We start from the raw sequence: 13,964 nt of genomic DNA, 5'->3' as shown, positions 1-13,964 counted from the left end.
TCAGATCCAAGTTCGCTTTAGTTTTAGATCTCGGTTCACTAGAGATTTAGAACTCAGCTCTCTGTAAATCTAAAGTCTCGCTCACTTCTAAACAAAGGAGTGGTACTCGTATTTGTGCCACTTCCTCTTACTCCTCATTAATATCCTGTTAAATTTGCCGTGTTTTTAGTCAATAACTTGCTCTTTTAACGATTCAATTTGGCATTGGATGCGTGTTTGATTACTATGTGTAGCTATCTAAAAAAACTAATCATCCGATACGGACACTACCAACTGGTAGATGAGGAAATGATGCAACATCTAGAAGAGATCATTGCTAATGCAACGACTGCTATTGATACAGCAGATTCGTTAGTCGCACTTGATGAAGTGCGAGTTCAGTATTTAGGTAAGAAGGGTGAACTAACTCTTCAACTACAAAGCCTAGGTAAACTTCCACCTGAAGAGCGTCGCACTGCTGGTCAAGAGATCAACAAAGCGAAAGGTGCTGTTCAACAAGCGATCGCAGCTCGCAAAGACGCACTACAACGTGCAGAGCTTGAAGCGAAACTAGCTGAAGAAACTATCGATGTGAGCCTACCAGGTCGTCGCATTGAGAACGGTGGTCTTCACCCAGTTACTCGCACGGTTGAGCGTATCGAACAGTTCTTTGGTGAGCTTGGCTTTAGCACTGAGTCTGGCCCTGAGATCGAAGATGCATTCCACAACTTTGATGCACTAAACATCGCAGACGATCACCCAGCTCGTACTGATCACGATACTTTCTTCTTCAACCCTGATCTAATGCTACGTACGCACACTTCTGGTGTTCAAATCCGTACGATGGAAAACGGCAAACCGCCATTCCGCTTCATTGCTCCGGGTCGTGTTTACCGTAACGACTACGATCAAACTCACACGCCAATGTTCCACCAAGTGGAAGGTATGTTAGTTGATGAGAACGTAAACTTCGCACAACTTAAAGGCATTCTTAACGATTTCCTTTGTAACTTCTTTGAAGAAGAAGTTGAAGTGCGTTTCCGTCCTTCATTCTTCCCATTCACAGAGCCTTCAGCTGAAGTTGACGTGAAACGTAAAGATGGCAAATGGCTAGAAGTTCTAGGCTGTGGCATGGTTCACCCTAACGTACTTCGCTCTGTTGGCATCGACCCTGAGAAATACTCTGGTTTTGCATTCGGTATGGGTGTAGAGCGTCTAACGATGCTTCGTTACGGCGTAAATGACCTTCGTGCGTTCTTCGAGAACGACCTTCGTTTCCTTAAACAATTCAAGTAATCCGGGGCAGTCAAAACTATGAAATTCAGTGAATCTTGGCTACGCGAGTGGGTTAAACCTGCAATTAACAGCGAAGAGCTAGCTCACCAAATCACTATGGCTGGTTTGGAAGTTGACGATGTAGAACCTGTTGCTGGTGAATTCACCGGCGTTAAAGTAGGTAAAGTGGTTGAGTGCGGTCAGCACCCAGACGCAGACAAACTACAAGTTACAAAAATTGATATCGGCGAAGAAGAACTTTTAGACATCGTTTGTGGTGCATCTAACTGTCGTCTTGGCCTAACTGTAGCAGTAGCAACAGTTGGCGCAGTACTTCCTGGTGACTTCAAAATCAAGAAAGCAAAACTACGTGGCGTTCCATCGCACGGCATGCTTTGTTCTTTCTCTGAGCTAGGTATCGACGTAGAGTCAGACGGCATCCTTGAGCTGCCAGAAGGCACAACGCTAGGTATGGACGTACGTGAGCTTCTTGAGCTTAACGACGTAACTATCGACGTAGACCTAACAGCAAACCGCGCAGACTGCTTCAGCATCCGTGGCCTTGCTCGTGAAGTTGGCGTACTAAACCGCGCAGACGTTACAGAGCCAACAGTTGAAGCTGTTGCAACAAGCATTGAAGACACAGTATCTGTTGAAATCAAAGCAACTGATGCTTGTCCACGTTATCTTGGCCGTGTGGTTAAGAACGTAAACGTGAAAGCGGAATCTCCAATCTGGATGCAAGAAAAACTGCGTCGTTGTGGTATCCGTTCAATCGACCCAGTTGTAGACATCACAAACTACGTGATGCTAGAGCAAGGCCAACCAATGCACGCATTTGATCTAGCTAAGATCGAAGGTGGTATCGTGGTTCGTCTAGCAGAACAGGGCGAAAAGCTAACACTTCTAGATGGCAACGAAGCTGAACTAAACAGCAACACACTTGTTATCGCTGACCACAACAAAGCACTAGCAATCGCTGGTATCTTTGGCGGTCAAGATTCAGGTGTTACGACTGAAACAACAGACGTACTTCTTGAAGCAGCATTCTTCGCACCGGATCACATCCGTGGTCGCGCACGTGCTTACGGTCTTCACACTGATTCTTCTCTACGTTTCGAACGTGGTGTTGATTCAACGCTACAAGCAGCAGCAATGGAGCGTGCAACACAGCTTCTAGTTGAAATCTGTGGTGGTGAAGTTGCGCCAGTAAACGGCAGCGAATCTGAAGCTGATCTTCCTAAAGCAAACGTAGTTGCTCTACGTCGCGCTAAGCTAGACAGCCTACTAGGTCACGAAATTCCATCTACAGACGTAGTGGAAATTCTTACTCGCCTAGGTTGTGAAGTTGAAACGACAGAAGCTGGTTGGACGGCAACGTCTCCATCTTGGCGTTTTGATATCGCAATCGAGCAAGACCTAATTGAAGAAGTAGGTCGTATCTACGGTTACGATAACATTCCAAACCAAGCGCCTAAAGCGGCACTTAAAATGAATGACCACAAAGAAGCTAACCAACCGCTTAAGCGCGTTCGTGACCTTCTTGTAGACCGTGGCTACCACGAAGCAATCACATACAGCTTCGTAGAACCAGAACAGCAAAAACTTGTTGTACCTGGTGTTGAGCCGCTAATCCTGCCATTCCCAATCTCTGCGGACATGTCAGCAATGCGTCTTGGCCTAATCCAAGGTCTTCTAAACACAGTTGTTCACAACCAGAAGCGTCAACAGTCTCGCGTTCGTCTATTCGAATCAGGCCTACGTTTCATCCCTGAAGCAACTGCTGAAAACGGCATGCGCCAAGAAATGATGCTTGCGGGCGTTATCTCTGGTACTCGTGGCGAAGAGCACTGGGACATTGCAACTAACACTGTAGATTTCTTCGATCTTAAAGGTGACCTAGAAGCCGTTCTTGAGCTTTCTGCAAACGAAATCGCATACAGCTTCAAAGCAGCGAAGCACCCAGCACTTCACCCAGGTCAAACTGCGGCTATCGTAGTAGACGGCAAAGAAGTGGGTATCATTGGTACTGTTCACCCAGAACTAGAGCGCAAGTTTGGTCTTAACGGCCGCACTATCGTATTCGAAATCGAATGGGCAGCTATCAACACTCGCGTGCTTCCTGAAGCAGTAGCCGTATCTAAGTTCCCTGCAAACCGTCGTGATATCGCAGTAGTTGTTGACGAAGCAGTCGCTTCTGGCGACATCGTAGAAGCGTGTATCGCTGCTGGTGGCGAATTCCTAACAGGCGCTAAACTGTTCGACGTATACGTTGGTCAAGGCGTTGAAGAAGGTAAGAAGAGCCTAGCAATCGCACTTAGCCTACAGTCTGTAGAGCGCACACTAGAAGATGCAGACATCGCTGGTTCAGTAGATGCTATCGTAGCTTCAATCTCAGAGAAATTTGGCGCAGCACTTCGCGACTAATCTCTTCTGATAGATAGAAAAACAAAGGCCTCGCATTGCGAGGCCTTTTTGTTTGGGATGACTTTGGACTAAGTTAATTGCCTAGTTCTGTGATGTTGGAGTATTCATAGTCAATCGAGTCCGTTCTATTCAAACCAAAATTTTCTGTGAATGAACTAACAGTGTAAAGAATATCGTCTGTTCTGGAATCATGCTGTACGTCAAATGACAACAGATGTTCATGCCCAAATAAAGTAACGGTTTCGCTGTAACTAGAGTTAATCAGTGAGATTTGGTTACCTTGTTCGGAGATTGATAAATTGGTGCTCCCATGCGTAGTAGGGGATAAGTAGTAATCAAAAACGTAGTCGTTGTTAAATAACTCAGCATTCAACGCATAACTTTCATAACCTATTTGAGTCAATTGAATACCGCTTACGTAGTTTCCAATATATTGCTTGTCTCTTGTAGGATCTGAGATCATTACGTGACCAGATGTTATGCTCATTTCACGGCTTACACGAGGCAGGTGATCAATGGACTTAAAGGTGTAAGTTAGTCCGTTCGCATTACCTTCAAGTTCGCCGCTATATATTTCACGTGTCCACGTAATTGAACTATATTGGATGATTCCACCGTTGTTATAGGTATATAAGTAATCAAGGTCGTCAAGCTCACTCCGAACAATAACACCATAAAAGCCGATTGAACGTGAGCCCGTTTCATTTACCTTGTAACTAAACAAGTTGTAATTGTGCGCCCCTCGAGAAGCATCATAACTTGATACAGCGTAAATCGTTTTACCATGATAATTAACTTCATAATCACTACCATAACTAATGTTATCGTAGGTAATGCCGTGACTTAACTGCTCCCATTCCGGAGTTGTTGGTGGGTATATTGGGTCGCTAGAGCTACTAGAACCACCGCCACAAGCTGAGAGTATAAAAGACAGAATTACGCTAGATATTACAAGAACCTTATTATTCATATTTTTCTTAGTTAACAATAAAATGAGCTGCATTATAGTTAGCAATATCTGATTATATTTGACGGAGATCACACTAAGTTGTGAGCTTGATTACGTCTTTTGTTCGTTACAATAAAAGATATTAATCATTGAATTTATTGGTTTTTATAAATCAACAAGGTGTGAATTCAGTATTGTTTCTTTAGTTAGGCTGAGAAAGGGCAGGATTTCGATAGATGCTATCGTAGCTTCAATCTCAGAGAAATTTGGCGCAGCACTTGGCGACTAATATCTTCTGATAGATAGAAAAACCAAAGGCCTCGCATTGCGAGGCCTTTTTTGTAATATTTAAAAGAGTATCAGTTTAGGTCTTAAGGGGGAGGTTAGTTATCAGTTAACAATTTTTTGATAAGTGTATCTAGTTCTTTTTCCCACTCTCCACTATTGGCTGTTCTAGATACTGAGAGGTGTTGTTTGTGGGTAGATAATTGATACTCTATTGTCTCTACCCATTGTTGATCCCCTCTGTTTGCAATCAGCACTTGCTCAAAAGTAAAAAGAACTTGAGATACGAACCATCGATATTCTCTCTTGTTGTTTGGTGTGTATATTCCTTGTGCAAAATTGGGATTGTCGATACAAAGCTGCAAATATTCTTTGTAAAAAGTTGCAGCATTTTGCTTGCGACTAGCAATTAATTGTTGATAGGCAATATATCCTGCAATCCCAGCTATGATTGCTGCGGAAATGGTCGCTATGTTAGATAGTACATTTAGAATGCTGTCCCACAATGCGGCATCTACTAATGGGTGTTCCTTGAGCTTGATACAAACTTCACTACTAATCATTTGTTTTTGTTCTTTTGTTAATTACGGTTTTTAGATATTTTGAATCCGATAGGTACAGGCTTGAATTCATCATTATTGCTATTTCGCGACGATTTATTCTGAAAGCTTCGTAAGCTACCATAATCAATTTTGGCTAACACAAAGTAATCTGAAACTCCTCCTTTAATACGAACTGAGTCTCTTTTGTAGTCGACTTTGTAGGGTGCTCTGACCCTACTATCGCCATATCTTCGGTTGTTTACTTGAACAACAAATGTATGAACGTCATGAGCAGCCCCTTCAACTAAAAAACTAAAAGTTTTTACGTCGGGGTTCCATTCTAGAACAAAGAGACTATCAACCTTTCCTTGAAACCTAACTCGGTTCTGTGGGTTAGTGAGATCGCTACACACTATAACTCCAAATTGATAAGAGCCATGTTTATAAATTGGTAGTGCTTTATCATTACAAAGAGGTGCATAGAGTTTTTTACGTTTTTTGCTTAGTGTTACGCTTTCTTCATGAGCGGGCATGAGTTTCGGCTGCATGAATACCAAATTACTTAAATACCCTGTAGCACGCGTTGTGAGAGAAACTAAGCAATCATTCCGAATAATATTGTTCCGATTGTTGTGTTGATAGTACTCGAGGCCAGCGATGAATGATATATTTTGTCTAGCCAATCGGCTGGCTATGTTGAAGCCCCAGCGTCGTGGCATAGAACATTCTGGGAAAACGATGTAATCAGCTTTCGGCTTAGTTTTTAGTATGTTATTTATTAAGCGGTTTACTGACTCATACCTTTCTACGCTTCTATCAGGAGTACCTTTTAGAGCATTCATAAACTGTTCGTCAGTAGTCTCAAAATTTGTGAGAGCTACGATTACCTTTCTTTCGCTATATTTAGGAACGGTGTAGCATTCGCCATCTATTTCATCGGTATTGAGCCCAAGGTTACCAAGACTATACGTTCCTGCTCCTCTCAGCCCTAAAATAGAATCTTCGAATAACTTAGAATCACTCAGAACTGTAGGGCAGATTATTGCTATTTCTTGGATACTTAATGGCCGCGTTGGAAATGCCAATGCAGGCCAATGGGGGGTCTTAAGATTGGCTTCTTCCCGAAAACGTTTGATTAACTTGAGTCTTAGTACTTTCTGAATACTTTTAGCACGAGGGAAGCGTTTAGTTCTGAATTCTCTTTCTTGGTCATAATACCAAAAGTCTTTATATGGACGACTTCCCAAGTCAGATAGTAGCAATAGCCTACTATATCGTCGTATGTCTTCAATTGAGGTATTTTTTTCTCCCGACGTTGTGCGTATTTCATCTAAGCTTTCTAAACTAGAGTAGAGAGAATCCCAGTTACTAAACCCTTTAGATGTTGACGCTTTTAAAGCAGTCTCTTTGAGTGACAAAAATAAATATTCTCTGCAAGAGGTGAGTTGTGCTTTTGAACTAGGCTCGGTTGTTTGCTCTAAAAGTTCAAGGCATTTGTTCAACTCAGAAAGAAATGCCTTAGTTGCATTAAAGTCTTGATTCGAAATCATCAGACTAAATACACGAGGAAGATAACCGGATAAATCAAATAGCCCTTTAGGCGTTAATAGATAGCGTTCGACAAGACCATAGAATTCTTCTCTGATTCCGATCCAGTCTTTTGCAACTAAGTCAGAAGTATAGCTTTCAATATCTCTGATTAGTAGAGAAAGCCCCATTCTCTTAACTGAAACTACATCAGCTTTTCTAAGAGCGTCAGCAATCAAAGATGCGTCAGGAGAGGCGAGTAGTGTCTTTTCTGCCATAAGAGCGGAAGAATGAGGTACTTCTGGAAGTAACCGATATTCGCTAGATTGTTCTCGAATTTGGCTTTCAATTTGATTGATGAAATCTTCGCCATGTTCAGATGACAAACTAAAAATCTTTTGCTTACTTGCGGTAAATGTCAGATCAGAGTCTTGCGCGTATATAAACCTCAGTCTTAAACTTGGTTGTTTCCCTTTCTGTCGAGATATTTTTATACAATCTACTTCTTTGCTTATATGAGAAATAATTGCATCACCAGTATTAGTATTCGCGGGCGTTTCAAAGACTAAAAAGATATCATCGACATATCGACCATAATATGCTGGTTTGAGATTAGAATGAATTTCTTTATCTAGTTGGTATAGGAGAACGTTGGAAATTACTTTTGACGCTGAAATACCGACGGGTAAAGCTCCCTCTGGTCTTTCTGCAAAGTCAGGCGTGAGTGAGTACCAATATCTCATCGAAGAAAGCAATTGCTTTGTAAACCTCTTTTGGTCTTTGGTTAAAGTAATATCAATTTCAGATAAGAAAGAAGGTTTCAACAGAAAGTTCGGGGAAGCATTGTGGTAAAACCCAGCCAGATCCATTGTTACTGCAGTTGCATTTTTGCCTTTTTCGAGAAGACTTCTCATTGCAGACAAGCCATTTTCTCGCCAAGACTTATAAGCTGAAAAATATGGAGAAAAAAGCCCAGACGAATCATGATTTAACTCACCATTAGATGAATTGTGACGTTTTCTGCGAAGCCTATTCCCATATGACAGATTTTTGTCTAGTTTTGACTCGAATTGGTGTCCAACTTTAAGAATCCAGAGCGCTGAAATTATTTGGTAGTTTACAGTTGGTTTAATAACTAATCGGTATTTAGCATCTAGCTTCTTGTTACCACTTTCATTGAATCTCAACTTCCAATCTACTGAAGGGTCAACAGAGCGGTAATGAACTTGTTGTTCATTGTTCCATGCAGTGTCATCAAGGTTTTTAGGGACGTAGTAATAGTCGCCAATGAAGCTTTTTTTCTCCCACCATGTACAGGTGTTTTCTGTGATTTCCTTGAACAAGGTCTCAATGTTTTCTTTGATGTTTTGCTCAAACTCAGCAAAATCCAATGCTGTTGGTGCGGAGTTATCGTAGAAAGCTTCTGATTTAGCTTTTCTATAAGCGATATATATATCCGCTAGAGTAATAAACGTTTTATCAAATTGTTTTCTAGCCATACTGATTCTAACTGTTTGTACTATTTGATGTTTATGGTAAAGCTTCTTTATATTTAGTAAAGGAATGTAAGTCAAATAAAAGGCTATTTCAGCCCCTAACTTGGTTCAACTACGCTTTATTTAGTTAAGTAACTAACCCCATCGTTAGCTTTCTCTTTGAATGTTGATTCCCCCTTTCTCCTAGATTTCTCTTTATCCGTCTACAACTTCACACTTTATAGTGCCTATATTGATTGAGAGGGGCGCTTTCTGTGTTCCCTCCAAAGTAAGTAGAGAGACACTATGAAACGTTTAATTCTAAACATCACACTCTTGGTATTTATGACACTTGGTAGCTTTAATGCCATGGCTCATGATTCAACGGTTAAGTACGGTATTGCGATATCTCACGATGGTGAGCAAATTGCGTATGGCAAAAGTGGGAGCGGGGAGACGGCGCTGATCTTCATTCACGGTTGGAGCTTAGACAGCAGGCTTTGGCAAAACCAAGTGAGTGAGTTTTCAAAGCAGTATCAAGTGATCACTATGGACTTAGCCGGGCACGGTAACTCATCGTTCAATCGTGAAGAGTACACCATGGTTGCGTTCGCTGAAGACATCAAAGCAGTCATCGAGAAAGAACAACTCGAATCCGTTGTCTTAGTTGGTCATTCAATGGCTGGTGGTGTAGTTGCAGAAGCCGCTAAACTGATGCCGAAAAGAGTGAAGGGCATTATTGGTGTCGATACATCGCAAAACGTCGCACTAGCGGTTTCACAAAGCGACCTAGATGCAATGACCAAACCATTTGAAGCAGACTTCCAAGCGGGCATTACTATGTTCGTGAAAGACTCGCTACCAAAAGACGTAGACACGGATTTACTTTACTGGGTAACGCAAGACATGGCTTCAGCACCGCCAGCTATCGCGATAAACCAGTTCCACCATTATCTAGGCCAATACGTAACAGGCGAAGCCCACCGCGTGTATGAGAACGTGAATGTGCCAGTAATATTGGTTAACGCCCGCCTATGGCCAACCGATTCAGAAGCGAATAAGAAACACATTAAGGATTACAGCATTTACTACATTGAAGATTCAGGCCACTTCCCAATGCTTGAGCAGCCACAGCAGTTCAACGCAACGTTAATGAAAGCGGTGAAGTCAGTGAAGTAGGGCGGTTGTAAACTTTGATAGATAAAACTAAGGCCTCGCGTGTGCGAGGTCTTTTTGTTAGTTGGAGATTTTGCTAGCTAATTTCATTCCCAATTTGCGAGCAATGATCGCATCGTTCATTCGTTTATGGTCCTTAAACAACGGCCTCATAGTTATATAAATGCTCTATCAACCACCTCTAGATACGTAATCAGCACCACTGTTATTAGCAAGGGCTGACCGAATCTAGTGGTGCTTTCTAGTGACAATCACTTTAACTATGTGTTTAGGACGCCCTGCTATGGCTAAGAAAATAATATTCATTCATGGTCGCGCTCAAAAGCCCGATAAAGATTCCCTTCAATCACTTTGGTACGAGGCCATAGAACATGGCTTGCAGCGAGATTGTGAAGACTCAAGTTCATTACAAGCTTTTAAAGATGTCGATAAACGGTTTGTCTATTACGGTGAACTATCAAACACATTGTTAGAGAAACCAACGGAAGACCCTGCAAGTCGACAGCAAGCGTTGTCTGAACTCAAAAAGTACAAGACAAGTCAGTTCAATAAAACAACGTATAACAAGGTATCTAAAATTGGTTTTCTAAAAGAGGCGTTAGCAGATACTTTTTCATCGCTGTTTGGAAAGCTGGGTGTGGCTGAGACACTCATAACGAAGGTCGCGCCGGATATGTCTCACTATTGGAATGAAGATACCTATTTTGGTAGCGATGTCAGGCATAGGCTAATGGTTGAGCTGAAGGAAGCGTTTGATAATCAAGATGATGTGATGATTGTATCGCATAGCCTTGGGTCGATGATCAGTTATGACGTGTTATGGAAGCTGTCTCATTACGGAGAGTATAGACACGACTATGGAGCAGACAAGAAGGTCAACTTATTGCTGACGCTCGGGTCACCCTTAGGAGATGAAAACGTAAAAGACAGGCTAGAGGGGAGCCGCTTGAAAGATGAGAAGAAGTACCCTTTAAACATTCAGCAGTGGATAAACATTTCGGCAGAAGATGATTTTATCTCTCATGACAGCAAAATTAGAAATGACTTTAAAGATATGCTCAAACTGGATCTGATACCCGGCGGAATGAAAGACATCCACCCGATCTACAACCTCAATATTCGCAACGGAGAAAGCAATCCACATGCTTCCATCGGCTATCTAATCAACCCTAAATTCATCAAAGTATTGGATGAATGGCTCTCGAGTTGATTTGGTTTGACACCGCCAATTACTTCGTTGATCGTTCGTTGAAACTTAGACAAAACAAGGCCTCGCGTGTGCGAGGCCTTTTGTGTTCTGTAGAGCGAATCAAAGTGGTAGATACACTTGAGAATCGGCTGAAAATCCCCTCCTAACCTCCCCTTGGTTTACATCTCCAACTTCTTGCTGGCAACGAGAAAGGGGAGGAACTGAATACCGATCGTTGCCAGTGCAGCTGTATGTTCAGTGACAAATAACAGTCTCCAATGAATATCTCAAATAAGTAAAACCTCTCTGAATACTTACCAATCTCAAGAAATAACATTCTAAAAACGATCGTGTAACAATTTGTTAGCGGGTTGTATTGTCTCTGTGTTCTTTTTCTTAGTTGCATATCGTTACCAAGCTCAGAACATACCATTATTTTTGAGGATCTGAATATGAACGGAAAACTAATGACGGCTTCATTTATGCGCGATCATATTCAAAATTTTCTTTTAGAATCGGCGGCTTAAATGACTCTTTGGCTTAGGCTTTTAACATCGCGGAGCTCATTCGCGATGTTGGTTATTATCGCTATCGCGTCAGTGATAGCGAATACTGGATGGCGAGTTGTGATGAATAACTTCGCTGTCGACACTGTTGGTATGACCGGTGCTGATGTGGGTGCATTGCAGAGTGTTAGGGAAATCCCAGGCTTGCTTTCATTTACTGTTTTGTTTCTGTTGTTCATCGCTTCAGAACAAAGAGTCGCTGTACTGTCGGTTGCAACATTAGGGCTAGGTGTTGCCGTGACTGGGTATTTGCCTTCGATTTATGGCTTCTATTTCAGCACGACGATCATGTCTATTGGTTTCCATTATTTAGAGGCGGTGAACAAATCACTCTCAACACAATTGTTAGAAGCCGAGAACTTTAGTGAATCACTGGGGAAAATTCGCTCTGCAGCCTCTTTTTTCTCGATGGTGACCTTTCTAGGCATCATGGTCGCGAGCTATCTGTTTGATGTTTCAGATAAGGCCATTTTTTTTACTTGTGGAGCTATATGTTTCTGGCTGGCGGTTTACTTGGTCACGTTTCAAGATACTCACACAGAGGTGAAGCAACACACCAAACTCATTGTCCGACGCGAGTACACGACCTATTACATTCTTACCTTTTTGAGTGGGGCAAGGAGACAAATATTTGCGGCATTTGCTGGCTTACTGATGGTGACCAAGTTTCAGTATTCGATCGCGATGATGGCCGCTCTGTTTATGGTCTCCAGCTTAGCTGCGACGCTTGTTCTACCTTATGTTGGGAGATTTATCGATCGAGTCGGAGAGAGGCTCGCTTTGATCATTGAGTATGCCGCGTTAGTGTTGGTGTTCTTATCTTACGCATTTGTGGATGATCATTATGCGGCAGCGGCGCTGTATGTTATCGACAGTATCATTTTTAGTTTTGCGATAGCTTTAAACACCTACTTTAAAAAGACAATTAGGGAAGATGAAGTGGCTTCAACGGCGAGTTTGTCATTCACCATCAACCATATTGCAGCGGTGTTCCTTCCATTTTTGTTGGGAATCATCTGGATGTCTGGTTATCAATGGGTGTTTGTTACAGGAGCAGTGATTGCTTTGATTAGCTTGTCGGTGTCGTTGACTATGGGCACGCAGCTTCATCAGCGAATTAATGGATTCGATAAGCTACAGAACCAATAGCGACACTCATTTATCTGACTGGTCATTTCCTATTGTTAGAGTAACCAAAGCAGTTCACCTAACGTTGATGAAAGCGGTGAAGTTGGGTGCGGTAGTTATTAAAAGATAGTTATAGCCGTTAGAAGATAAAACCAAGGCCTAGCGATTACGGGGCCTTAGTTTTTTAAGTCAAATCGATGGAGCCTGTCAAACTGATAGAGTCCATTATTTTTTGTCTTGAGAGTCTTTATATTTCTTTGCAATCCACTCATGCAAATGAAGTCCCGTTTGACGCTTTAGGAATACAGTGATACCAGCTAAAATTAACAGTCCGATTATTGTGCCCATAATTATCTCCACGCTTTGTTATTTTTGATTAATCCATTGATTTCATCATTTTATCTATATCAAGCCCACCAAGATCCTCGAGGTTATTCTTAATCTCTTCATCGATTGATAGTTGGCGTTCCACTTTCTTTATTTCCTTCTCAAGAAACTTTTCAACTTCTTGAGATACGTTGAACATCAACCCCTGTTCACGCGCTGCTTTTCTCGCTCGTTTAAGACGAACATCTAAGTCTGATGAAATTTTAATGTTCAGTGATACTTTGGATTGTTTTTTTTGTAATGACATATTGATTCTCAAGTTTAGCTAAAAAATACTATAAACTTTTCTACCTTTTTAGCAAGAATATTTTGACGTTGGCGGACTCGGAAGTGAACAAGAAACACATCAGGGTTTGCAGTGTTTTCTACATTGAAGGGGCAAGCCATTTCCCGGTGCTAGAGCAATCACAGCAATTGAACACAACGTTAATGAAAGTGGTGAAGTCAGCGAAGTTGGAGTAGGGGGCTGTCGTTGTTAAAGGATAGCGGTAACGGTTCGATAGAAAAACGCAGGCCTCGCGATTGCGGGGCCTTCTTGTGTTCCGAGTGAAACTCAATTTCTCCCACGTTCTACCCTTGATAGTGATAGAATCCCCGCATCAGAACTATCGAGAATCTAGGTATTTATAAACAATGTTTATCCATCATGTGAACGGCATCGACTGGCTGGTGATTACAGCTTTTGAAGAACTGAAACCGATGTTTATCGAAGATGCTGGTCCTATCCCGTCTTACTTTTCTATTAGCAGTGAATTAAGCCTGATTGATCAAGCTAAGCGCAGCTGTGGGTTTTTACCGACACTCCGTGGCGTCATCACTGATACTGGCACCTACCAAAGTAAGGATCTTGAAGAAGATTTGAACCCGCAGCTTGCGTGTATCGTTGAGGGCAGAGGGCGCGTTTTCATCTATCACGGCGACTACGTGGCTTTTGTCGATGACGAGCAAACCTTCATTACCCGAATGAATTAAAGCCAGTGAAGTAGGGCTATTAACCCTTGATAGAAAAACTAAGGCCTCGCATGTTCGAGGCCTTTGTATTTCTAGCGAAGTTAACGA

10 protein-coding genes are annotated in these 13,964 nt (G+C 42.0%); 6 read left to right on the top strand and 4 right to left on the bottom strand.

From position 1 onward, the window contains the following. The first annotated feature begins 291 nt into the window (after positions 1-291). Together pheS and pheT are read left to right on the top strand one after the other, a co-directional pair. Positions 292-1,275: a phenylalanine--tRNA ligase subunit alpha gene (gene pheS / locus MSG36_RS12615; RefSeq protein ID WP_004734764.1), complete on the top strand. Its 984-nt coding sequence runs from the start codon at positions 292-294 to the stop codon at positions 1,273-1,275. A gap of 18 nt (positions 1,276-1,293) precedes the next feature. Continuing rightward, positions 1,294-3,681, top strand: coding sequence for a phenylalanine--tRNA ligase subunit beta (gene pheT / locus MSG36_RS12610; RefSeq protein WP_102295597.1), 2,388 nt, complete (start codon positions 1,294-1,296; stop codon positions 3,679-3,681). 73 nt (positions 3,682-3,754) lie between these two features. Here pheT and MSG36_RS12605 read toward each other — a convergent pair whose 3' ends face one another. The 3 genes from MSG36_RS12605 to MSG36_RS12595 all read right to left on the bottom strand — a co-directional run bounded on the left by MSG36_RS12605 (position 3,755) and on the right by MSG36_RS12595 (position 8,483). Further along, the gene (locus tag MSG36_RS12605) at positions 3,755-4,684 is read right to left on the bottom strand and encodes a hypothetical protein (RefSeq protein WP_248368151.1); all 930 of its coding nucleotides are present in this window, start codon (positions 4,682-4,684) and stop codon (positions 3,755-3,757) included. Positions 4,685-5,013: 329 nt separating this feature from the next. Then, the gene (locus MSG36_RS12600; RefSeq protein ID WP_248368149.1) at positions 5,014-5,478 is read right to left on the bottom strand and encodes a hypothetical protein; all 465 of its coding nucleotides are present in this window, start codon (positions 5,476-5,478) and stop codon (positions 5,014-5,016) included. 17 nt (positions 5,479-5,495) lie between these two features. After that, positions 5,496-8,483, bottom strand: a complete 2,988-nt coding sequence (locus MSG36_RS12595; RefSeq protein WP_248368147.1) for a reverse transcriptase domain-containing protein — start codon at positions 8,481-8,483, stop codon at positions 5,496-5,498. Between the two features lie 282 nt (positions 8,484-8,765). Here MSG36_RS12595 and MSG36_RS12590 point away from each other — a divergent pair, with 282 nt between their 5' ends. The 3 genes from MSG36_RS12590 to MSG36_RS12580 all read left to right on the top strand — a co-directional run bounded on the left by MSG36_RS12590 (position 8,766) and on the right by MSG36_RS12580 (position 12,539). Next, complete coding sequence (locus MSG36_RS12590) at positions 8,766-9,638, top strand: alpha/beta hydrolase (RefSeq protein WP_248368145.1); 873 nt, start codon at positions 8,766-8,768, stop codon at positions 9,636-9,638. A gap of 280 nt (positions 9,639-9,918) precedes the next feature. Further along, a complete protein-coding gene (locus MSG36_RS12585) occupies positions 9,919-10,845 on the top strand; it encodes a hypothetical protein (protein ID WP_248368144.1) in 927 nt (308 codons plus the stop codon). A gap of 551 nt (positions 10,846-11,396) precedes the next feature. After that, positions 11,397-12,539: an MFS transporter gene (locus tag MSG36_RS12580; protein ID WP_248368143.1), complete on the top strand. Its 1,143-nt coding sequence runs from the start codon at positions 11,397-11,399 to the stop codon at positions 12,537-12,539. 355 nt (positions 12,540-12,894) lie between these two features. On the opposite strand, the gene MSG36_RS12575 is transcribed toward MSG36_RS12580, so the two are convergent. Beyond that, positions 12,895-13,152 carry a hypothetical protein gene (locus MSG36_RS12575; protein ID WP_048609136.1) on the bottom strand — a complete coding sequence of 86 codons (258 nt, stop codon included), beginning with the start codon at positions 13,150-13,152 and terminating at the stop codon, positions 12,895-12,897. A gap of 386 nt (positions 13,153-13,538) precedes the next feature. Between MSG36_RS12575 and MSG36_RS12570 the strand changes: the two genes are divergently transcribed. After that, positions 13,539-13,877, top strand: coding sequence for a hypothetical protein (locus MSG36_RS12570; protein ID WP_048617429.1), 339 nt, complete (start codon positions 13,539-13,541; stop codon positions 13,875-13,877). Positions 13,878-13,964 lie beyond the last annotated feature (87 nt).

It is taken from the genome of Vibrio sp. 1CM8B (genome assembly GCF_023161685.1).
Taxonomy (GTDB): Bacteria; Pseudomonadota; Gammaproteobacteria; order Enterobacterales; family Vibrionaceae; genus Vibrio; species Vibrio coralliirubri.
This window is presented reverse-complemented; position numbering and strand designations above follow the sequence as displayed.